The 19,688-nt window shown below is 70.9% G+C and carries 20 protein-coding genes; 10 read left to right on the forward strand and 10 right to left on the reverse strand.

What is annotated here, in order from left to right:
* The first annotated feature begins 45 nt into the window (after positions 1–45).
* Positions 46–1,869 carry an OmpL47-type beta-barrel domain-containing protein gene (locus ACIA5G_RS25690; protein ID WP_395927418.1) on the forward strand — a complete coding sequence of 608 codons (1,824 nt, stop codon included), beginning with the start codon at positions 46–48 and terminating at the stop codon, positions 1,867–1,869.
* Positions 1,870–1,873: 4 nt separating this feature from the next.
* Here ACIA5G_RS25690 and ACIA5G_RS25695 read toward each other — a convergent pair whose 3' ends face one another.
* Both ACIA5G_RS25695 and ACIA5G_RS25700 read right to left on the reverse strand, forming a co-directional pair.
* Complete coding sequence (locus ACIA5G_RS25695) at positions 1,874–2,281, reverse strand: hypothetical protein (protein WP_395927420.1); 408 nt, start codon at positions 2,279–2,281, stop codon at positions 1,874–1,876.
* A gap of 53 nt (positions 2,282–2,334) precedes the next feature.
* On the reverse strand, positions 2,335–2,919 hold the full coding sequence (locus ACIA5G_RS25700; RefSeq protein ID WP_395927422.1) for a TetR/AcrR family transcriptional regulator: 585 nt from the start codon (positions 2,917–2,919) through the stop codon (positions 2,335–2,337).
* A 76-nt stretch (positions 2,920–2,995) separates the two neighbouring features.
* Here ACIA5G_RS25700 and ACIA5G_RS25705 point away from each other — a divergent pair, with 76 nt between their 5' ends.
* The 5 genes from ACIA5G_RS25705 (at position 2,996) to ACIA5G_RS25725 (ending at position 8,232) form a co-directional block, all read left to right on the forward strand.
* Positions 2,996–3,859: an SDR family oxidoreductase gene (locus ACIA5G_RS25705; RefSeq protein ID WP_395927424.1), complete on the forward strand. Its 864-nt coding sequence runs from the start codon at positions 2,996–2,998 to the stop codon at positions 3,857–3,859.
* A gap of 86 nt (positions 3,860–3,945) precedes the next feature.
* On the forward strand, positions 3,946–4,329 hold the full coding sequence (locus tag ACIA5G_RS25710; protein ID WP_395927426.1) for a DoxX family protein: 384 nt from the start codon (positions 3,946–3,948) through the stop codon (positions 4,327–4,329).
* A 25-nt stretch (positions 4,330–4,354) separates the two neighbouring features.
* Positions 4,355–5,248 carry an RNA polymerase sigma-70 factor gene (locus tag ACIA5G_RS25715; protein ID WP_395927428.1) on the forward strand — a complete coding sequence of 298 codons (894 nt, stop codon included), beginning with the start codon at positions 4,355–4,357 and terminating at the stop codon, positions 5,246–5,248.
* A gap of 164 nt (positions 5,249–5,412) precedes the next feature.
* Complete coding sequence (locus ACIA5G_RS25720; RefSeq protein WP_395927430.1) at positions 5,413–5,835, forward strand: hypothetical protein; 423 nt, start codon at positions 5,413–5,415, stop codon at positions 5,833–5,835.
* Between the two features lie 66 nt (positions 5,836–5,901).
* The gene (locus tag ACIA5G_RS25725) at positions 5,902–8,232 is read left to right on the forward strand and encodes an ATP-binding protein (protein WP_395927432.1); all 2,331 of its coding nucleotides are present in this window, start codon (positions 5,902–5,904) and stop codon (positions 8,230–8,232) included.
* Here ACIA5G_RS25725 and ACIA5G_RS25730 read toward each other — a convergent pair.
* The 8 genes from ACIA5G_RS25730 to ACIA5G_RS25765 all read right to left on the reverse strand — a co-directional run bounded on the left by ACIA5G_RS25730 (position 8,229) and on the right by ACIA5G_RS25765 (position 16,506).
* The gene (locus ACIA5G_RS25730; protein ID WP_395927434.1) at positions 8,229–9,827 is read right to left on the reverse strand and encodes an esterase/lipase family protein; all 1,599 of its coding nucleotides are present in this window, start codon (positions 9,825–9,827) and stop codon (positions 8,229–8,231) included. The two genes, ACIA5G_RS25725 and ACIA5G_RS25730, sit on opposite strands and share 4 nt — an antisense overlap.
* A gap of 99 nt (positions 9,828–9,926) precedes the next feature.
* Positions 9,927–10,745: a hypothetical protein gene (locus ACIA5G_RS25735; RefSeq protein WP_395927436.1), complete on the reverse strand. Its 819-nt coding sequence runs from the start codon at positions 10,743–10,745 to the stop codon at positions 9,927–9,929.
* Positions 10,742–11,371, reverse strand: a complete 630-nt coding sequence (locus ACIA5G_RS25740; RefSeq protein ID WP_395927438.1) for a hypothetical protein — start codon at positions 11,369–11,371, stop codon at positions 10,742–10,744. Before ACIA5G_RS25740 ends, ACIA5G_RS25735 begins: the two co-directional genes overlap by 4 nt.
* Positions 11,372–11,418: 47 nt before the next feature.
* Positions 11,419–12,384, reverse strand: coding sequence for a hypothetical protein (locus tag ACIA5G_RS25745; protein WP_395927440.1), 966 nt, complete (start codon positions 12,382–12,384; stop codon positions 11,419–11,421).
* Between the two features lie 286 nt (positions 12,385–12,670).
* The gene (locus ACIA5G_RS25750; RefSeq protein WP_395927442.1) at positions 12,671–13,225 is read right to left on the reverse strand and encodes a GTP-binding protein; all 555 of its coding nucleotides are present in this window, start codon (positions 13,223–13,225) and stop codon (positions 12,671–12,673) included.
* Positions 13,226–13,241: 16 nt separating this feature from the next.
* The gene (locus tag ACIA5G_RS25755) at positions 13,242–13,613 is read right to left on the reverse strand and encodes a DUF742 domain-containing protein (RefSeq protein WP_395927444.1); all 372 of its coding nucleotides are present in this window, start codon (positions 13,611–13,613) and stop codon (positions 13,242–13,244) included.
* A complete protein-coding gene (locus tag ACIA5G_RS25760) occupies positions 13,610–14,035 on the reverse strand; it encodes a roadblock/LC7 domain-containing protein (protein WP_395927446.1) in 426 nt (141 codons plus the stop codon). The genes ACIA5G_RS25755 and ACIA5G_RS25760 overlap by 4 nt, the downstream gene beginning before the upstream one ends.
* Before the next feature lie 53 nt (positions 14,036–14,088).
* Positions 14,089–16,506, reverse strand: a complete 2,418-nt coding sequence (locus ACIA5G_RS25765; protein WP_395927448.1) for a nitrate- and nitrite sensing domain-containing protein — start codon at positions 16,504–16,506, stop codon at positions 14,089–14,091.
* 556 nt (positions 16,507–17,062) lie between these two features.
* Between ACIA5G_RS25765 and ACIA5G_RS25770 the strand changes: the two genes are divergently transcribed.
* From ACIA5G_RS25770 to ACIA5G_RS25785, 4 genes are all read left to right on the forward strand, one after another.
* Positions 17,063–17,311 carry a hypothetical protein gene (locus ACIA5G_RS25770; protein ID WP_395927450.1) on the forward strand — a complete coding sequence of 83 codons (249 nt, stop codon included), beginning with the start codon at positions 17,063–17,065 and terminating at the stop codon, positions 17,309–17,311.
* 163 nt (positions 17,312–17,474) lie between these two features.
* Positions 17,475–18,875, forward strand: a complete 1,401-nt coding sequence (locus tag ACIA5G_RS25775) for a fatty acid desaturase (protein ID WP_395927452.1) — start codon at positions 17,475–17,477, stop codon at positions 18,873–18,875.
* Positions 18,875–19,066 (forward strand): ferredoxin, encoded by a 192-nt coding sequence (locus tag ACIA5G_RS25780; protein WP_395927454.1) that lies wholly within the window; start codon positions 18,875–18,877, stop codon positions 19,064–19,066. The genes ACIA5G_RS25775 and ACIA5G_RS25780 overlap by 1 nt, the downstream gene beginning before the upstream one ends.
* A 10-nt stretch (positions 19,067–19,076) precedes the next feature.
* A complete protein-coding gene (locus tag ACIA5G_RS25785) occupies positions 19,077–19,688 on the forward strand; it encodes a TetR family transcriptional regulator (RefSeq protein ID WP_395927456.1) in 612 nt (203 codons plus the stop codon).

A 19,688-nucleotide genomic window follows, 5' to 3' on the forward strand; every position in this document is an offset into this window, starting at 1 on the left:
CGGGCACGCGCCCGGCCCCCGTTCCTCCCAGGAAGGTTTCCCGCGATGTCCCCACGCCTGATCGCTGTGCTGCTGGCCGCTTTCCTGGCCTTGCTCGGGTTCGCCACCCCCGCGGTGGCCGCGCCGGTCCAGACCCTGACCTGGACCGGGAACAACAGCACCACCGAATACGCCTCCGCGCCGACGGGCGCGCTGCCCGGCGAGACCACGATCGTCTTCGAGAACAGCGAAGCGACCGGCAACACGACGGGGATGTCGCACACCCTGACGTTCGACACCTCGACGCCGGGCTACAACCACGACGTCTCACTCAACATCCTGGCCAACCCGTTCGACCCGCAGAACGGGCGGCACGAAGCGGTCGTGACGCTCACCCCGGGCAAGTACCGCTACTTCTGCACCATCCCCGGTCACACCGCGATGGTGGGGGAGTTCGTCGTCTCCGACGGCACCGGCGACACCACCGCGCCGACGGTGACCGCCGCCGTGACGGGTGACAAGGACCCGGCCGGCAACTACGTCGGGTCGGCGACGGTCGCCTTGACCGCGACGGACGCGGGCTCCGGGGTCGCCTCGGTCGAGTACCAGCTCGACGGCGGGACCTGGACGCCCTACTCGGCGCCGGTGGTGGTGTCCTCACTCGGCATGCACATGCTCCACTACCGGGCAACGGACGTCGCGGGGAACGAGTCCGCCGAGGGCATGGAACACTTCACGATCGTCGAGCGGCAGGGGGACGGCACCCCGCCGACGGTGACCGCTTCACTTGCGGGCACGCAGGACTCGTCGGGCAACTACGTCGACGTCGCGACGGCGACGATCACGGCCACCGATGCCGACTCCGGGGTCGCCGCCGTTGAATACAAGCTGGACAACGGCGCGTGGACCGCTTACACTGCACCGGTTCCGGTGACGGCGGCGGGCATGCACATGCTCTCCTACCGTGCTCGTGACGTCGCCGGGAACACCTCACCGGAGGGGATGGCCCACTTCACGGTGGTGAAGAGCGACACCACCGCGCCGGTCGTCACGGCTGCCGTGAGCGGCACGCAGGACGACGACGGCAACTACGTCGGCAAGGCGGTCGTCACGGTCACGGCTTCGGACACCGGATCCGGTGTCGGCGCGGTGGAGTACCGGGTGGACGGCGGGGCGTGGACCGCATATGCCGCACCGGTCCAGGTGACCACGCCGGGAGCGCACACGGTGGACTACCGCGCTCGGGACGTCGCCGGCAACACGTCTGCGGTGGGGAGTGTGTCCTTCACGGTGGTCGCCGGCGGGGACACGACGGCGCCGACCGTGTCCCTGGCGGTCAGCGGTAAGCAGAGTGGTGATTGGTCGTACGTCGGCCAGGCGACGGTGACGCTGACCGGCACCGACGCAGAGTCCGGTGTGGACTTCGTCGAGTACAAAGTGGACAGCGGCGCGTGGACGCGGTACGCCGCGCCCGTGGTGGTGTCCGCGCTCGGCGCGCACACGGTCCGCGCGCGGGCCACGGACGTCGCCGGGAACGCCTCGGCGGAGGTGTCGGGGGCGTTCACCGTGGTCGCGGCCCCGCCGCCACCGGACGCCTGCCCGAACTCGGACCTCCGCGACACGGTGGTGATCGGCGGGATCGACAGCCAGGTCGAGAACACCGACATCGGCAACGGCTGCACGCTCAACGACGTCATCGACGAGAACGCGGAGTACGCGTCGCACGACCGGTTCGTGAAGCACGTGAAGGCGGTGACGCAGGAGCTGGTCGGCAACGGCGTGCTGTCCTCGGGTGACCGGAACCGCATCGTGACGGCGGCGATCGAGTCCGACATCGGTGGTGCGCCTGCCGCTGCCGGCCGTGGGCCCGATGTGAAGAAGAAGCTGTAGCAGCTCAGGGGAAGGTCTTCCGGAGCAAGGTGACGTCCTTGCTCAGGACGGCGAGCTCGAGGCGGTGGCCGCCGGCGTCCAGGACGGCCACCGTCATCGCCGTTGCGAGGAACAGGCCGTGGCCCGGCTCGGCGGAGTGCGTGCCGAGCCACGAGACGGACCGCGGGGACAGGGTGACGGGGTCGCCCCGGTTCAGGCGTGGCCGCCAGATCGCGCCGTCCGGGGCCAGGCGCAGGGTGCCGTGGGCCCAGCTGCCGGAACCGGGCGGCCGGCGCAGCGAGCAGGGCAGCTTGACGTCCGCCCCGGCGGCGAAGTCGCGCTGCCGCCGTTCGGCCTTCTTGCGGGCTCTCCGGCGCGTGGTCGCGCCGTCGACCAGGCCGCCGAGCAGGCCGTCGATGAGGACATCCAGCATGTCCGCAGGATAGTGCGGTTCAGCTCACCAAGTCCGTGAGACGGGCGTGGCCCCTAGGGAGCCGTCCCGGTGCCGGACCGGATCGCGCTGACCAGCATGTGCACCAGCTCGTCCCCGCCGACCTGCCACTTCTCCTTCGCCAGGTGGCCGCTGAGCTCCAGGCCCGCGATCCCGTGCGCGCTCGACATCAGCAGTGCGCCGTAGCGGCGAGCGTCGGGTTCGCCGACCAGGCCGCCGACGATGGCGAGGAACAGGTTCTCGACCCGGCTCGCGGCTTCGACCGCTTCCGGGTTGTCCGCCGGGGTGCTGAACATCAGCGCGTACAGGTGCGGCCGGCGCCGGCCGACCTCGATGAGCTTCACCAGGGCTCGTTCGAGCCGGGTGCTCGGGGTGGCACCCGGCTCGGCACGCAGCTGTTCCACGTCGTCCGCGAGTGAGCTCCAGGCGTCGACGGCGAGCTGGGTCAGCAGGTGCGCCTTGTCCTCGAAGTGCCCGTAGGGCGCGCCGCGCGAGACGCCGGCGCGGGCCCCGACCGCGCGGAGCGTCACCGCCTCGGGCCCGCCCTCGTCGAGCAGTTCGGACGCGGCACGCACGAGGGCGCTCCGGGTCGCTGCGGCGGCTTCGGCTCGTGTCACCATGCGCCGATCGTAGTTGACAGTGTCATATGAAGTCGCCATAGTGGTTAATATGACAATGTCACATGAAACTGAGATAATGGTGGTCACCGGCGCTTCGACCGGCCTGGGCACCGCCACGGCCCGCGAGCTCGCCGCCCGCGGTTACCACGTCCTCGCCGGTGTCCGCCGCGAACATGACGCCGACACGATCCGGGCCGAGGGCATCGAGCCGGTCATCCTCGACATCACGCGGCCCGAGCACATCGAAGCGCTCGTCGGCCGCATCACCGCCGACCCGCACGGCCGCCCGCTCCGCGCCCTCGTCAACAACGCGGGCATCTCGGTCAACGCCCCGGCCGAAGCCCTGCCCCTGGAAGAGTGGCGGCGGCTGTTCGAGGTCAACCTGTTCGGGCACGTCGCGATCACCCAGGCGCTGCTGCCGTTCCTCCACCGCAGCCACGGCCGGATCGTGAACATCAGCTCGGTCGGCGGAAAGGTCGCGCTGCCCACGTACGGCGCTTACGCGGGCGCGAAGTTCGCGCTCGAGGCGGTCAGCGACTCGCTCCGCCGCGAACTCGCCCCGCACGGAGTCCAGGTCGTCGTGGTCGAGCCCGGCGCGGTGAAGACCGAGATGGCCGACCGCGGCGCGGCCACCGCCACCGGGCTCGCCGAGCTGATGAGCCCCGAACACCAGCAGCGCTACGGCAGACTCGTCCAGGCCGTGGTCGCCCACTCGCTGGCGTTCACCCGGAAGGGCCTGCCGGCGGACAAGGCCGGCGCCATCGTCGCCGACGCCGCCACCGCACGGCGGCCCCGCACCCGCTACACCGTCGGCCGCGACGCGGCTTTGCTGGTGCGCCTCGCGCGCGTCCTGCCCGATCGGGTCCTCGACCGGGTCGCCGCGGCGAACCTCCGGTCGTACCTGCCGAAGGACGGCCGGGTCGTCAGTCCCGTGCGGTAGGCCCGGGGAGTGACGTGGCTCATGCCCTGTCACAGCTTCCGGGCCGGCGGTGTCTTGAGGCCGAACCTGGGAAGAAGGAGAACCTCATGGACCTTGCACTGTGGATCGCCGCCGGACTGCTCGCAGTCGTCGCGCTGGCCGGCGGTATCAGCAAGACATTCGTGCCCAAGGAAAAACTGGCCGCGGCGCCGGGCGGGGAGTGGACCGGAGACGCCGGCGCCGGCTTCGTCCGGACCCTCGGCGTCCTCGAGCTCCTGGCCGCCGTCGGCCTGATCCTGCCCGCGGTCGTGGGCATCGCGCCGGTCATGGTGCCGGTGACCGCCACCTGCTGGGTCCTGCTGATGATCGGTGCGATGATCACGCACGCCCGGCACGGCGGGTACAAGCTGGTGGTGCTGAACCTGGCCTACCTCGCGGTGGCGGCGTTCGTCGCCTGGGGCCGCTTCGGTCCCGAGTCCTTCACGGCCTGAGCGACGACGAGCGAAGGGGACACCAATGAGCGAGCACGCCGACGCGGCGACCGAAGCCTTCGTCGCCCACCGCAACCTGCTCTTCACCGTCGCCTACGAGATGCTCGGCTCGGCGGCCGACGCCGAGGACGTGCTCCAGGAAACCTGGCTGCGGTGGGTGAAGGTCGACCCGGCCGAGGTGCGCGACCAGCGGGCCTACCTGGTCCGGATCACCACCCGGATGGCGCTCAACCGGCTGCGCACGATGAAGCGCCGCAAGGAGGCCTACGTCGGGCCCTGGCTGCCGGAGCCGCTGCTCACCGCGCCGGACGTGGCCGAGGACGTCGAGCTGGCCGAGAGCGTGTCGATGGCGCTGATGCTCGTCCTCGAGACGCTGTCGCCGACCGAACGCGCCGTCTTCGTGCTGCGCGAGGTCTTCGAGGTCGGCTACGACGAGATCGCGGACGCCGTCGGCAAGACGCCCGCGGCCGTCCGCCAGATCGCCCACCGCGCCCGCAAGCACGTCGACGCCCGGCGGCCGCGGGAGGCGGTCTCCGCGAGCGAGACGCGGGCGGTGCTCGAGTCGTTCCAGCGGGCGCTCGAAGGCCGCGACCTCCAGGGCATGCTGGACGTCCTCGCGCCCGACGTCGTCCTGCTGAGCGACGGCGGCGGGGTCAAGCAGGCCGCGCTGCGCCCGGTGACCGGCGCGAGCAAGCTGGTCCGCTTCGTCCTCGGCGGCATCGGCCGGACCGAAGCCGCGCTGACCAGCGAACCGACCGTCGTCAACGGCAGTCCCGCGCTGGTCCTGCGCCTGGACGGCGAGATCGACGGCGTCATGGCCATCCAGCTCGAGAACGCCCGCATCACCGGCGTCTACTACGTGCGCAACCCGGCGAAGCTGACCCGCGTCGAGTCGGAGACGCCGCTGACCCTCCGGTGACCGCGGACGGTGCCCGGCCCGGCGCGCCGGGTGAGGACAGGTATGGAGTCGGGTACTTGTACGGGTGCGCCCGGCGGTGCCGCGGACCAGGCTTGACCGGCCGTCGTTGACCGTGGGAGGTCGGAGAACACATGGTGCCAGGCCGGTCGCGTCCCGTCCTCCGGGTGGTCGCCCCAGCGGATGTCCCGGAGCCGCGACCGGCGCCTTCCCGGGGTCGTGATCGCTACGCCGACCTCGAAGACCGGCGGCTCGCGGCCATCCTGGCCGCCGAGGACACCGCCGAAGAGCACGGGCTCAGCCCGCACACCCGGAGCACCTGCTACGTCCACCGGTGCTGGGTCCACCAGTGTGTCGCCGACGTGCTGCACGTCCTCGTCGTCACCGGTCACCGGTGGTGCCGCCGCTGCGAATGCCCGGTCGACGTCGCCGTCGACGAGACCCCGCCCGGCGCGGTGCACCTGTTCTGCCCGCGGTGCGGCCAGGCCGGGTCGGCGGCCAACCGCGAGGTCCGCAAGGCCTGCCTGGCGAGCCTGGCCGCGATGCACGGCGGCGCCGCGCCGACGCTCTACCGGCTCCCCGATGCGTGACGCCATCCGGGGGACGACGGCGCGGTCGGATTGACCCGTCCGCGCGGTCGTCCTTACGGTGCACCCGTGGGCAAGCCGGGTGCGACGTGCGGGAAGGGCAACCTGCCCGCGGACACCACCAGCTTCATCGGCCGCAAGCCCGACGTCGCCGAGGTGAAACAGCTGCTGACCCGGGCGCGGCTGGTCACCCTGACCGGCGTGGGCGGGGTCGGCAAGACGCGGCTGGCCGTGCAGACCGCCGCCGGGCTGTCCCGCGCGTTCCCGGACGGCGTCTGGCTCGTCGAACTCGCCGGGCTCCAGGACCCCGCGCTGGTGGCGCACACGGCGCTCGAGGCGCTGGGCGTGCACGACGAAACCGGCCGCAGCCCGGCCGCCGTGCTGGCCGAGCACCTGCGCCACCGCCGGCTGCTGGTGATCCTGGACAACTGCGAGCACCTCCTCGACGCCTGCGCGGCGCTGGCGCACGACCTGCTGCGCGCCGCGCCCGGGCTGCGGCTGCTCGCGACCAGCCGGGAGCGGCTCGCGCTGGCCGGCGAGCACCTCTGGCCGGTTTCCCCGCTGCCGCTGCCCGAGCCCGGGCAGCCGCTGCTGGACGGGGCGTGGCTGCAGTACCCGGCGTTGACGCTGTTCGCCGAACGCGCGAGCTCGGTCGACCCGTGGTTCGCCGTCACCGAGGAGAACCAGGAGCGCGTCGCCGAGGTGTGCCGCCTGCTGGCCGGCATCCCGCTGGCCATCGAGCTCGCCGCGGTGCGGCTGCGGGTGCTGACGCTGGCGGAGCTGGAGTCCGGGCTGGCCGACTGCTTCCGGCTGCCGGGGACGGTGAAACGCGGCGGGGAGGCCCGGCACCAGACCCTGCTGGCCTCGATCGACTGGAGCTACGCCCTGTGCGGCCCGGCCGAGCGGCACCTGTGGGCGCGGGCGTCGGTGTTCCTCGGCGGCTTCGACCTGCCGGCGGCCGAGCGCGTCTGCGCCGGCGCCGGGCTGCCCGCCGGTGAGCTGCCGGCCCTGCTCGCCGGGCTGGTGGAGAAGTCGGTGCTGCTCCGGGAGGCCGACGGCGACCGGCAGCGGTTCCGGCTGCTGGAGCCGTTGCGGCAGTTCGGCCGGGACAGGCTGGCCGATGCCGGGGAGACCGGCCCGGTCCGGCGCCGGATGCGGGACCACTACCTCGACCTGGCCGAGCGGAGCGAACGCGCCTGGTTCGGCCCGGAGCAGCCGGAGATCTTCCGGCGGACCCGGCTCGAGCACGCCAACCTGCGGGCCGCGCTGGACTACAGCCTGACCGTGCCGGCCGAGCTCGAAACCGGCCTCCGGCTCGCTTCGACGCTCTGGTTCTACTGGGCGGGCTGCGGGGTGTTCGGCGAAGGCCGCCACTGGCTCGACCGCGCCCTTGCCCTCGCCCCCGAACCGAGCGGGGAACGGGCGAAGGCGTTGTGGGTCAACGGTTACGTCGCGACGCTGCAGGGTGACCACGACGGCGCGGTCACGATGCTGGAGGAGTGCCGCGCCTACGCGAGGCGGACCGGCGACGACGTCGCCCTCGCGTACGCAACGCACCGGCTCGGCTGCAACCTGCTGGTCGGGGACTACGTCGGTGACGCGAAGACGCTCTTCGAGGAAGCGCAGATCCGCTACCGGAAGCTCGGCGAGCTCAACAGCAACGTGATGCTGGCCGGCATCGAACTGGCCATCGCCTCGATCTTCCTCGGTGATCTCGACCGGGCGGCGGAACTGTGCGAAGAGGCGTGCCAGACCGGTGTCGCCCACGGTGAGCAGTGGGCGAGCGCGTATGCGATCTACGTCCAGGCCCTGGTCGCGCTGAGCCGCGGCGACCTCGACCGCGCGGCCGAGCACGGGCGGCACTGCCTGCGGGTCAAGAGCACGTTCCACGACCTGCTGGGCATCGTGCTCGCGATCGAGGTGCTGGCGTGGAACGACGCCGCGCGGGAGCGGTGGGAACCGGCCGCCACCATGCTCGGCTCGGCCCACCCGATCTGGCAGGCGGTCGGCTTCCCGATGTTCGGGTCCCGCTACTTCGGCGCCCCGCACGGCGAATGTGAAGCGCAGGTCCGCCGGGCACTCGGCGACGGGCCGTTCGAAGCGGCGTTCCGGCGCGGCCGCGAGTTCGGCCTGCCGGAGGCGATCGCCTACGCCCTCGGCGACGTCACGCCGTCGGCCGCGGCCGAGCAGGCCCGGCCGTCGCCGCTGACGGACCGCGAAGGCGAAGTCGTGGCCCTGATCGCGGACGGCCGGTCGAACCAGGAGATCGCCGACCGGCTGGTCATCTCCCGGCGGACGGCCGAGGGGCACGTCAACCGGATCCTGCGGAAACTGGGCTTCGACTCCCGGGCGCAGGTGGCCGCGTGGGCCGCCCGGTCTTCGCAGGTGACCGCGCCCTAATCGGCCGGTTCGATCGCGACGCGCCAGACCGCCTCGAATCCGGTGCCCTTCGTCTCGAAGGTCCAGCCGCGGCCGGTTTCCTGCGCAGCCCAGACTTCGGTCTCGCGAGCGTCCGCCGCGGCGGCCTGCGCCTGTCCCGGCCCGCTTTCGCCGTGCGGGCCGAGGTACTTCTCGCCGGTGTGGATCAGCAGCTCGCCCGGCAGCGCCTGCACGTAGTACTGCTTGCGGAAGACGACGTTGTCCGAGAAGCCGATGCCGTAGGAGTCGCGCTCGGCGACGTAGACGTCGAGCCGGAAGACCATGTCACGCTGGTCGCTGTCCGGCTTGGCCCGCGTGTCGACCCAGCCTTCCCAGACGAGCCGGTCGGGGCCGGCCCACACCGTCGCCGGTCCCTTCTCGACGGCCAAAGCCTTGCTCAGCACCGTTTCCAGCGCCGCCTGGTCGTCCGTGAGGTCGGGTTCGCGGAACGGGCCGTAGCAGTTTTCCGCTTCGGCGCTCTGGTGGAACAGCTCGAAGTCGACGTACCGGGGCTTGATCGAGACGCCGAGGTAGAACTCGCTGTGGCTGAACAAGTCCTTGCCCCGCAGCACTTCGGCTGTGTCGAGCCAGAGCCGGACCCGGTGCGTGCCGTGGAAGAACCGCATGGCGATCTCGTAGGCCTCGCGCGAGGTCACCAGCGAGTCGCTGCCGCCGTGGCACTTGTGGACGAACGTCCGGGGCGCGCCCGGCAGCTGCGCGGAGGTCTGCTTGACCAGGCCGTCACTGTGGTTGTAGCTCAGCGTTCCCTCGGCGAAGAGCGTCGCGAGCCGATTGCCCGCCGAGGCGACCTTGACGCCGTAGCTGCGGAAGTCGGTGCCGACGACGGTGAGGATCCGCCGCGGGTCGAACCACTCGCGGATGTCGAGGAACTTCGTCTGCTCCGGATCGAACGCGGCCAGCTCGTCGGCCGCGTTCCGCACACCCGGGACGCCGTCGACGAGCCACCGGGGGAGGGCCTGGAAGGCGATGCCGCGGTGGGGTGTGCCGAGGGTGACGATCCGGTGGACGAGCGCCGCCGGATCCCGGCCTTCCTGGTGCATGAACCGGAGTGCTTCGCGGACGACGAGCCCGCCCATGCTGTGCGCGACGATGTCGACCCCGTCGAACGCGGTCTTCCCCATCCGGGTCAGGATGTCGATCAGCCGGGCCAGCCCTTCGCCGTACCGGCTGACGGCCCGCGGTTTGAGGTCGTAGTAGCGGTAGACCCAGAGTGTGCCGGCGACGTCCTCGTCCACCACCCGCCGGGCGACCGACGGATCCAGCACCACACTGCCCTCGATCAGGTCGCCGGCGTAGTTCTGCGGATCCGGCGGCGCGTCGACGTCCTCGGCGTAGTAGCCGACGACGTTGGTGGCGTCCCGGTAGCGGTACAGCGAGGATTTCATGGCCCGCAGCACAAAACCCTCGTAGATGTAGTTCTCCCCGCGCCGGCCGGGGTAGACCGTGCCTTCGTTGAACCCCTGGTAACCGCTGGCCTGCTCGTCCCCGATGTCGGGCCCGCCGAACCCCCGCACGAGAACGAGCGGACGAAGCCTTCTCGGTTCCGGCGTGGACATGGCAGCCTCCCGGCTCCTGAAGCGAACGAAGTGCTTCAGAAGTCGGAGGCGCGCACGTGGTGTTAGACCTGCGGGCGGGGGTTCACTCGAATGCCCTAGTCAGCCGAGTCGTTTGTTCCAGTCCTCGAAAGCCGCGACGAGGTCTTCCGGCGCCCCGGTCTCCCGCAGCCGCCGCGTCTCGACCTCGATGTACCGCCGGTACAGCGGCACCAGCCCCGCCGCCAGCTCCGGTCCCGCCTCGGCCGGGTCCAGCGGATGCCCGCCCCGGACCCGCTCCGCGAGCCGGACCAGCGAAACAGCCGGCGCGTCCGGCTGGGACGCGTACCACTCGATCGCTTCGTCGTTGTTCGCCGCGCGGCCCGTGTCCGTTGTCGCCGAATACAGGAAGCGGACCGGGAACAGCACCGCCTTCGTGAACCACACCTTGTCCGCGAGCAACCGGCGCGGCTCGTGGAACTCCGCCGTCACCGCTTCCGCTGCCAGGACCGTGATCGCGAAGCCCGCGCTTTCCAGCAGCAGCTCCGAAGCCGCCGGGCGGGCCACTTCCGCGAGGACGTCCGAGCCGAGCAGGACGAGGCCGTGGTCGGCCAGCTGCAGGCGGTCGAGCGCCGGGAAGCGGCCGTCGTCGCGACCTTCGCGCAACGCCGGGAGGGACGCCCAGAACACGGAAAGCTTGCCGTGCAACGGGCTTCGCTCCTGCAGCGCCTTGGTCGTCGCCGCGATGGCTTCGCCGCAGGAGCCGGGCTCGGTGACGACGAGGGCCAGGTCGATGTCGCTGGCCGCTGCGGAGTAGCCGCCGTAGGAGAGGCTGCCCAGCAGGTACGCGCCGATCAGGCGCTCGCCCAAGGCTTCTTGGTAGGCCTGGGCGGCTTCGGCGGCGACGGCGCGGGCCGCGGTGGCCGGTTCGGTCGTGGTCATGCGGCCACGGTATCGCGGAGCGCGCACTCGGCGATGCGGTTCGAAACCACACCGATCACCTGCCACGCCCGGTCCAGCACCTCGGTCACCGCGTCGACGGTCCAGTCACGGCGTTGCCGCAGCAGTTCGTACCCCATCTCGAGGTGCTCGACGTCGGCTTCGTCGTGCAGTTCGAAGTACTCGTCGTCGGGGAACGCCTTGGTGCCCGCCTGGCTGAACACGAGGCTGCCGGCTTCGAGGGCCAGGTGCGCCAGCACCGCGCGCTGCACCCCGGGCAGGGTCGCGAACTGGTCGACGAACCACGACGCGCCCGCTTCGATGACGGGGTCCCAGACCAGCTGCCGGTCGTCCGCGCGGGTGCGGGCGAGGATCTTGTCGTGGCCGATCTCCTCCTGCTGGTGCTCCAGCGCGAGCGCCCGCAGCTCCGGGTCGCTCTCGGAGACGACCCGCGCGCTGATCATCCGCTGGAACGCGTTCGACCACGGCTGCAGGTAGGTGAGCACCGCCTTCTTCGTCTCGGCGGAGGTGCCTTCGTCGGTCAGCAGCCGGATCAGCTCCGACGACTCGTATTCCCGTTGCCGCTGCTCGTTGTGGCGGGCGATGCGCTCGACGTCCTGCTGGGTCACGATCGGCTCCTTACTTCTGCTGCGCGGAGATCATCTTTCCGGTGCCGTCAGCCAAGATCAACCGGCGAAAGCGGGGGTGGCGCGGGCGAGTCGTAGACGGGGAGCCGGAAGTACGTGGTCACGTCGCCGCGCCGGCCCGATGTGCGGTAGCTCACCAGCTCCAGGAACCCCCGGCTGCCGGCCAGCGGCCCGGGCGCCAGCGCGGCGGCCAGGGTGCGGAACCCGCCGGGGTCGACACCTTCCCGGTGCAGCAGGGCGGCGGCGCGCTCGACGGCTTCTTCGTCGTCGGCCGAGAGGTCCGGCAGCCGCAGGTACGTCGTCGACTCGGCGGTGCGATCCAGTCCGGACCGGAACGCCAAGCAGCTCAGCGCCGCTTCGCCGGCGTCGGCACGGTTGCCGGTCAGTGTCCGGTATGCCGCCCGCGCCCGTTCGGTGTCGTGGTGCGAAGCCACCGAGGCGACCCGCTCGACCTCCGCGAGGCCGGCGCCGTGGTTGCGGTAGTAGATCTTGACCCGGGCGTCCGCGACGTCGGCGAGGTCCACCGCGAAGAATTCGATTTCCCGGTCACCTTCGATGTTTTCGACGCGACGGCGGGCGTCGTCCCACGCCGTGGACATGCCGAGCCGGTCCATGGCCTCGGTGACGGCGGCTTCGCGGTGCTGGTGCGGCCACTGGTACAGGCCGAAATACGTCTTGTGGACGATCCCCGACGGCGGGCGCCAGGCGAGCGAGTGCCACACCGGCGCGGGTGACGGCCGGCCCGCCCACGGGGTGAACGTTTCGCGCACCGCGGCGTCGAAAGCGCTGTCACCGGGGAAGGTCACGTCGTGGCCGAGGCTGTCGAACAGCACCCGTAGCTCGGGGCGCCCGCCCGACCAGTTCACCGACATCTCGGCCGGGAACCCGTCGCCCGCCACATAGGACGGGTGGGCGGGCGCGAGCCCGATCCGTTCGTGGGCCCACCGCGGCAGCAGGGCGCGCAGCATCAGGGTGGTCCGGACGGACTGCTCCACCGGAACCGCGAGCGCGTCGCACGCGGTGGCCCACAGTCCACACAGAAAGTCACCGAAGAGCCGGCCCCGTGCCGGATAGTTTTCCCTTATATATTCGGGAAAGTCCGGCATACGACTGGTCACGAGCGGATGTTATCAGTTTGCTGCTTGCTCAACTAAAAGGCTGCACCCGGGTGGTCCAACCAATTGCGCCATGTGGGTAAGCCGGTGTCCGGGGTGGACACGGAGGGGCACATCGGACACCGGCGACGTCCGGACCGGACACCGGGTGGACAAAGCGCAGGTCTCAGACCCGGGCCGGCACCACCGTCATCGCGTGCTTTACCAACCGGATAAGCGCGAGCTTGCTCGAGTCACGGTCGCGTGCGTCACACATGACGATGGGCACACGGTCCGGGACGACCAGGGCTTCGCGGATCTCGTCGGGGGTGTAGCGCGGCGCGTTGTCGAAGCAGTTCACCGCGACGACGAACGGGATCTTCCGGCGCTCGAAGAAGTCGATGGCGGCGAAGCTGGTTTCCAGCCGCCGGGTGTCCACGAGCACGATCGTGCCGATCGCCCCGCGCGCCAGGTCGTCCCACATGAACCAGAAGCGCGCCTGGCCCGGCGTGCCGAACAGGTACAGCACGTGGCGGGGCGAGATGGTGATCCGGCCGAAGTCGAGCGCGACCGTCGTCGTCTTCTTCCGCTCGACGCCGGAGAGGTCGTCGATCCCGGCGCTCGCCTCGGTCAGCACCTCTTCGGTCGTCAGCGGCGGGATCTCGCTGACCGAGCCGACCATGGTGGTCTTCCCGGCGCCGAACCCGCCCGCGACGATGATCTTGACCGGCGTGGGGACCATGTCCGTCCCCGTGCCGTCAGTACTTGATGAGGCCATCGAGAACCGCCTGGAGTGTTTCGAGGTCCGGCGACTGCGCCGGGTGGTGGGTGGGGGAGCGCGTGATGACCAGGCCGCGTTCGATCAGGTCGCCGACGAGCACGCGCACGACCCCCAGCGGGATCTTCACGTAGACCGCGATCTCGGCGACGGACACCGGGTGCCGGCACAGCTGCACGATCGACTGGTGCTCCGGGCCCAGCCCGGCCGGCTCCTGCTCCGACCGCAGCGTCATCACCTGCGTGGAGAGGTCGAGCCGCGCGCTGTCGGCCGGGGTCCGGCCGCTGGTGATCGTGTACGGCCGGACCAGCGGCCCGGCGGCCTCGTCGTACCAGCTTTCGTCCCCGCTCATGTGGCCTCCCGTAGGACGTGCGCCGCTTCGCGCGGCGCCGACGCCATGTAGTCCCCGACCCGCTTGACCAGGCGGCTCATCTCGTAGGCGATCATCTCGACGTCGACGTTGTCCGCGGCCAGCACGGCGAGGCAGGCGCCCTGGCCCGCCGCCGAGACGAACAGGTAACCGCGCTCCATCTCGATCATGTTCTGCAGCACGGGGCCGCGGTTGAACTGCTTGCTGACCCCCTTGGCGAGGCTCTGCAGGCTGGAGGCGATGGCCGACAGCTGGTCCGAGTCGTCCTTGCCCATGCCGGCCGACTTGCCGATGAGCAGCCCGTCGGCGGACAGCACGATGGCGTTCTGCGCGCCGACCACACGGCTCACGACGTCGTCGAGCAGCCAGTTGAGATCGGGTTTGGGGTTCCCGTACTCGTTCATGCGTCAGAAACCTTGACTTTCCTCTGTGGACTTTCCCTGTGTGCTGTCGCGGACTAGACGTCGTCCGGCCCGACGCGGCCCCGGCGTGTGCCCTTGTGGAACGCGGCGAGGGTGCGGGCGGTGCCTTCACCCGGCGCCACGACCTCGTCCTGGCTGTCGTCGGGTTCGGTTTCGAGCTGGGCGACGAGGTTCTGCTGGGGCTCGCGCCGGGGCAGCCGGGGCCGGTCGTCGGCGGCCGGCCGGAGCCGGTCGCGGGCCGGGGGCTCCACCGCCGCGGCGGGCGGCGGCTCCGCGGCCGGCGGCGGCGCGGCGGGCGCGGGGTCGGGCGGGGTGAGCGCACGTGCCGGGTACGGCCTCGGCTTGGCGTCTCGCTTCATCGGGATCTGGCCGGTGAACGAGCTGGGCGTGTCCATGGAACGGAGCGGGCTTTCTGCTGCCTGCGGCGCGGGGCCGCCCACCGGGGCGAGGACCGCGGTGGTCTCCGCCGGGGTGGATCCGGGTTCCTCGACCGGAGTCTCCTCCTGGCCGGCCAGGTGGTGGGTGGGGATGAGCACGGTGGCGCGCAGGCCGCCGTACCGGGACGGGTCGAAGGTGACGGTCATGCCGAGCTTCGCCGCCAGGCGCGCGACCACGAAGAGGCCGAGGCTGGAGTCGGCCCGCAGGGCCATCGCGTCGAACTCGGGCGCCTCGGCCATCATCGAGTTGGCCCACTCGCGGACGCCGTCCTTCATGCCGAGGCCCTGGTCCGACACGTCGACGACCACACCGCGGGCGACCAGGCGGCTGGTCACCTCGACCGGCGAGCCGGGCGGCGAGAACGACGTCGCGTTGTCGACGAGCTCGGCGACCAGGTGGATCGTGTCGGCGACCGCGGCGCCGAGGATGGCGACGTCGGCCACCTGCTCGACCTGGACCCGCGCGTACTGCTCGGTCTCCGAGACGGCCGCGCGCAGCACCTCCATCAGCGGGACCGGCTTGCGCCAGCGGCGGCCCGGCTGCTTGCCGCCGAGGATGATCAGGTTCTCGGTGGTGCGGCGGGCGCGCGCGGCGAGGTGGTCGAGCTGGAACAGCGACGCCAGCTGGGTCGAGTTGTCCTCGCGGGCTTCCATCTCGTCGAGGATCTGCAGCTGCTGGTGGACCAGGACCTGGTTGCGGTGCGCGATGCCGAGGAACACGTTGTGCACACCGCTGCGGGCCTTCGCCTCGCTCGCCGCCGCGTTGACGGCGGTCAGCTGGGCGGTGTTGAACGCCTCCGCCACCTGGCCGATCTCGTCCCGGCCGTGGTCGAGCTGCGGGAGCTCTTCGGCCAGGTCGACCGATTCGCCGTTCTTCAGCCGCTCCACGATGTTCGGCAGCCGGTTGCGGGCGAGGTCGAGGGAGTCGTTGCGCAGCCGTGCGAGGCGCGTCATCAGCGCGCGGTCGACGAGCGAGCGGGACACCCGGACCGCGACGATGATCGCCGCCAGGGACGCGAGCAGCGCCAGGATGCTGCCGATGATCACGTTGCGCAGCTGGGCGTCACCGGAGTCGATCGCGGCCGCGGAAACCTTGTCCGCCTGGGTGATGGCGAGGTCGTTGAGGCCGGTGGCGACCTGGCTCGTCGCGTTCTGCCAGTCCGTTTCGGACACCGGCACGGAGTTCTGCTCGCTGGGCGACCAGGGGCCGTGCTTCACGATCGCCTCTTCGGCGGTCCCCAGCTGCCGCCACGCCGTGCTGGTGGTCAGCGCCTGGTACCGGTCGCGGACGCCGGGGTCGAGGAACGGCGCGATCTGCTCCAGCTGGGTCCGGTAGGTGCCGGACAGCTGCGCGAACTGCGCGAAGTCGTCCGGCGCGAACGTCCCGGCGGAGAAGGCCGTCGACACCAGCGACGTCTCGCGCGACATCGTGTCACCGGCGCGGAACACCGAGGTCGCCGTGATGCCACCGGTGGCCGCTTCGGAGTCCGGCACGACGCGGGCCTGGGTGTCGAACAGGTTCGACGCCGTGTCCATCACGCCGTTGTAGTAGGTGTTGACCTGCGCGCGGTCGATGCTGCGGAAGCTGATCTGCGAGCGCAGCACGGGCAGCTGGTCGAACTGGGACTTCAGCTCGTTGACCTTGGCCGCGATCTCGTCCGGCGCGTTGGAGATGGTCGCGGCGAACGCGTCCTTCAACGCGGCGAGCTTCTCGTCGGTGGCCTTCTGCTGCTCCTGCAGCCGGCCCGGGCCGAGCGCCGGGTCGTCAAGGTACTGCAGCGCGGTCTGGCGTTCCTTCTGGAACTCGGCCAGCGCGGTGGCGGCGGGGATCGACACCTCGCGCACGGAAGCCGCGACCAGCCGGACGTAAACGCCGTTGAAGAGGAAGTAGGAGGAGACCGCGATCCACAGCACCAGCAGCGTCACGCTGGGAATGAGAACGGTCCTGGTCAGCCTTTTGCGGATCGACTTGTCGTACGGCTTGTCCGACTCGTCCTTGTCGTCTTTGTTCAGCACGGCGGTTCACGAACTCCTGAGTGACGGTCGGCGAAGAATGGGGACCCGGACGAGGAAGCGGCCACGACGAGGGGATACAGCTGCCGCCGTCACCCGTCTTCGCCTCACCCTCCGTGTTGCCGCGGTATCGATCAGGATCCGTTTTTTACCATGAACGAGTGGGGGACGGTGGTCCTGACCCGGCTGACGGACGGTTGTCCGCCGGTGCGCGAACGGCGTTTACCGTGCGCGGTGAGGTGATTACCGGCATTTGCTCAGGTAACGGCCCCGGACGGTAATTCGGCCTACCGCACACTGGGCCGAACGGGTGAAAGTGAAATCTCACGACCTGGCCACGCCCGGAGTTCGCGGCGCGGGAAAGAAGGGCACGGGTGGTGCCCCGCCGTCCCTTCGGCGGCGCAGGTCGGGTGCGACGCTGCGTCACACACGCCGGAAGATGATCTTCGTCACGGAGTTGTGGCGGAGGCCGGAAAATCCGTGCGCCGGCGCGCCTTTGTGGCGGATACGGTGCGCGCGGGACGGAGCGGAGCACCGTTGCCCGGAATGCCGGCGGCCGATGGTCTTCGCCGGGCACGACTTCGCGGCGCCGCCGCGCCGGGATCGCTCGGGCTGGGCCGCGGTCGCCGCGGCGCTCGAAGCGGGGCTGAGGTACGAGGGCTTCGAGCCGTGTGGCTGCGGCCGGGAGCCGAAGTTCCGCCCGCGGACCACGGCCCAGGTGCGTGCCCGCCGGCGGGTCGCCCGGCGCGAAGGCCGGTCGGACGTCGACGCGCTGACCGCGCGGGACCCGCACGACCTCATCGGCTGAGTGCGGGCACCCTGCTGCCCGGAGGGCTCTCGCCGGCCGGGAAACACCCCTGAAGATCTTCCTCGGGTAAGCGCGCCGGCAGCTCTTTACATCAAACAAGCTATTGTCAAGCGCGATGTACATCCTCTATCGTTCTGTAAACCAGCCAACGGAGGAGGGTGTCATGAGCGAGGTGACCGGGACCGTGCCCGCCGGCTCGACCGAGCGGTGGCACGACCGCAAGCGGTACCTGTGGCTGATCGGCCTGGTGGTGCCGTCACTGGCGTTCCTCGCCATCGGGCTGCACGCGGCCACCGGCTGGGCCGGGTGGTTCTGGATCGGGCCGGTCGTGATCCTCGTCGTGGTGCCGCTCATCGACCTGCTCGCCGGGCTGGATCGCAGCAACCCGCCGGACGACGTCATCGAGCGGCTGGAGCAGGACCGCTACTACCGCTGGATCACCTTCGCCTTCCTGCCCGTGCAGTACCTCGGCTTCGCCGCCGCGTTCTGGCTGGTCGCCCACGGCGGTCTCGGCGTCGCGGACAAGATCGGCCTCGCCGTGTCCATCGGGTGCATCGGCGGGATCGGCATCAACACCGCGCACGAACTGGGGCACAAGAAGGAGAGCCACGAGCGCTGGCTGTCCAAGATCGCGCTGGCGCAGAGCTTCTACGGGCACTTCTACATCGAGCACAACCGCGGCCACCACGTCCGCGTCGCGACCCCGGAGGACCCGGCGAGCAGCCGCGTCGGCGAAAGCTTCTACCGCTTCTGGCCGCGCACGGTCTTCGGCTCACTCAAGTCGGCGTGGCGACTGGAGCGCAAGCGCTACGCGCGGCGTGACCGGCACCCGTACCGGATCGGCAACGACGTCCTCAACGCGTGGCTGATGTCGGCGGTGCTGTGGGCCGCGATGGTCGCGTGGCTCGGCGCCGGTGTCCTGCCATACTTGGTGATCCAGGCCGTCGTCGGGTTTTCGCTGCTGGAGGTGGTCAACTACATGGAGCACTACGGCATGCTGCGGCAGCGGGTCGGCGGCCCCGGGCGGCGGCGCTACGAGCGGGTGGCGCCCGAGCACAGCTGGAACTCCAACAACATCGCCACGAACGTCCTGCTCTACCACCTGCAGCGGCACAGCGACCACCACGCCAACCCGACCCGCCGCTACCAGACGCTGCGTGACTTCGCCGAATCGCCGGTGCTGCCCACCGGGTACGCCGGGATGATCGTGCTGGCGCTGGTCCCGCCGCTGTGGCGCCGGGTGATGGACCCGCGGGTGCTCGCCCACTTCGACGGCGACATCTCCCGCGCCAACATCCAGCCGTCCAAACGGGACAAGATCTTGGCGCGTTACGGAACCCGTGTCACGGCTGCCGCCCCGGAGCTCAGCGACACCCGGGGCGACGCCACGGAAGGCGGCATGTGCCCGGGCTGCGGGTACGTCTACGACGAATCGCGCGGCGACCCGCGCGAAGGCTTCCCGGCCGGCACGCCGTGGTCGGCGATCCCGGACTCCTGGTGCTGCCCCGACTGCGGGGTGCGCGAGAAGGTCGACTTCGTCGCGCCGGGCCGGGTGGGTGCGTGATGCGGATCGAAGCGGACCTCGACAAGTGCATCGGCGCGGGCATGTGCGAGTCGCTGTCGCCGGACTTCTTCGAAGTGGGCGACGAAGGGCTCGTCGTGCTGCTCGAGGAGCAACCCGGTGAGGACCGCCGTCAAGAGGTCGGCTCGGCCGTCAGCTCCTGCCCGGTGCTGGCCCTGAAACTGCGGGACTGAAACGACGATCATGAGTGCGGCACTCGCGCCCGAGGGCGGACAGCACCGGCAGCCGATCATCACCGCGGCGATCGAGCTGACCGCGCGGTCGGGCTGGCCGGCGGTCACCATGGCCCGGCTGGCGGAGGTGGTCGGCGTCAGCCGCCAGACCGTCTACAACGAGATCGGCTCCAAGGCCGCGCTGGCCGAAGCGATGGTCTCGCACGAGCTCGGGCGGTTCCTCGCGGTGGTCGACGCGGCCTTCGACCGGCACCGGACCGACCTCGTGGAGGCGATGTACGACGCCGTCCGCGCGGTCCTGGAGCTCGCCGAAGACAATGTCCTGCTGCGCGCGATCGCCTCCACGGCGCACGGCGCGGCCAGCGAGCTCCTGCCGCTGCTGACCACCCGGGCCGGCTCGCTGCTCGCGCAGGCGAAGGCGATGCTGACCGTGCGTGTGCTGGCCTACCGGCCGGCGCTCACCGAGGAGCAGGTCGCCGTGGTGATCGACCTGGTCGTCCGCGCGGTGCTCAGCCACGTCGTGCAGCCGTCGGACACCCCGGCGCGCACCGCGGACGCGCTGGCGTGGGTCGCGGCCCGCGTGCTCGGCGCCGACGTCGCCCCGGCCCTGCGTCACACCTGA

Origin of the sequence: Amycolatopsis sp. NPDC051758, assembly GCF_044453095.1 — a bacterium.
In the GTDB taxonomy this organism is placed as follows: domain Bacteria; phylum Actinomycetota; class Actinomycetes; order Mycobacteriales; family Pseudonocardiaceae; genus Amycolatopsis.

Bases quoted from the DNA above. Each gene is read 5' to 3' on its own strand.
- ACIA5G_RS25690 (WP_395927418.1), top strand. From the start codon at position 46: ATGTCCCCACGCCTGATCGCTGTGCTGCTGGCCGCTTTCCTGGCCTTG.
- ACIA5G_RS25695 (WP_395927420.1), bottom strand. From the start codon at position 2,281: ATGCTGGATGTCCTCATCGACGGCCTGCTCGGCGGCCTGGTCGACGGC.
- ACIA5G_RS25700 (WP_395927422.1), bottom strand. From the start codon at position 2,919: ATGGTGACACGAGCCGAAGCCGCCGCAGCGACCCGGAGCGCCCTCGTG.
- ACIA5G_RS25705 (WP_395927424.1), top strand. From the start codon at position 2,996: ATGGTGGTCACCGGCGCTTCGACCGGCCTGGGCACCGCCACGGCCCGC.
- ACIA5G_RS25710 (WP_395927426.1), top strand. From the start codon at position 3,946: ATGGACCTTGCACTGTGGATCGCCGCCGGACTGCTCGCAGTCGTCGCG.
- ACIA5G_RS25715 (WP_395927428.1), top strand. From the start codon at position 4,355: ATGAGCGAGCACGCCGACGCGGCGACCGAAGCCTTCGTCGCCCACCGC.
- ACIA5G_RS25730 (WP_395927434.1), bottom strand. From the start codon at position 9,827: ATGTCCACGCCGGAACCGAGAAGGCTTCGTCCGCTCGTTCTCGTGCGG.
- ACIA5G_RS25735 (WP_395927436.1), bottom strand. From the start codon at position 10,745: ATGACCACGACCGAACCGGCCACCGCGGCCCGCGCCGTCGCCGCCGAA.
- ACIA5G_RS25750 (WP_395927442.1), bottom strand. From the start codon at position 13,225: ATGGTCCCCACGCCGGTCAAGATCATCGTCGCGGGCGGGTTCGGCGCC.
- ACIA5G_RS25755 (WP_395927444.1), bottom strand. From the start codon at position 13,613: ATGAGCGGGGACGAAAGCTGGTACGACGAGGCCGCCGGGCCGCTGGTC.
- ACIA5G_RS25760 (WP_395927446.1), bottom strand. From the start codon at position 14,035: ATGAACGAGTACGGGAACCCCAAACCCGATCTCAACTGGCTGCTCGAC.
- ACIA5G_RS25770 (WP_395927450.1), top strand. From the start codon at position 17,063: ATGGTCTTCGCCGGGCACGACTTCGCGGCGCCGCCGCGCCGGGATCGC.
- ACIA5G_RS25775 (WP_395927452.1), top strand. From the start codon at position 17,475: ATGAGCGAGGTGACCGGGACCGTGCCCGCCGGCTCGACCGAGCGGTGG.
- ACIA5G_RS25780 (WP_395927454.1), top strand. From the start codon at position 18,875: ATGCGGATCGAAGCGGACCTCGACAAGTGCATCGGCGCGGGCATGTGC.
- ACIA5G_RS25785 (WP_395927456.1), top strand. From the start codon at position 19,077: ATGAGTGCGGCACTCGCGCCCGAGGGCGGACAGCACCGGCAGCCGATC.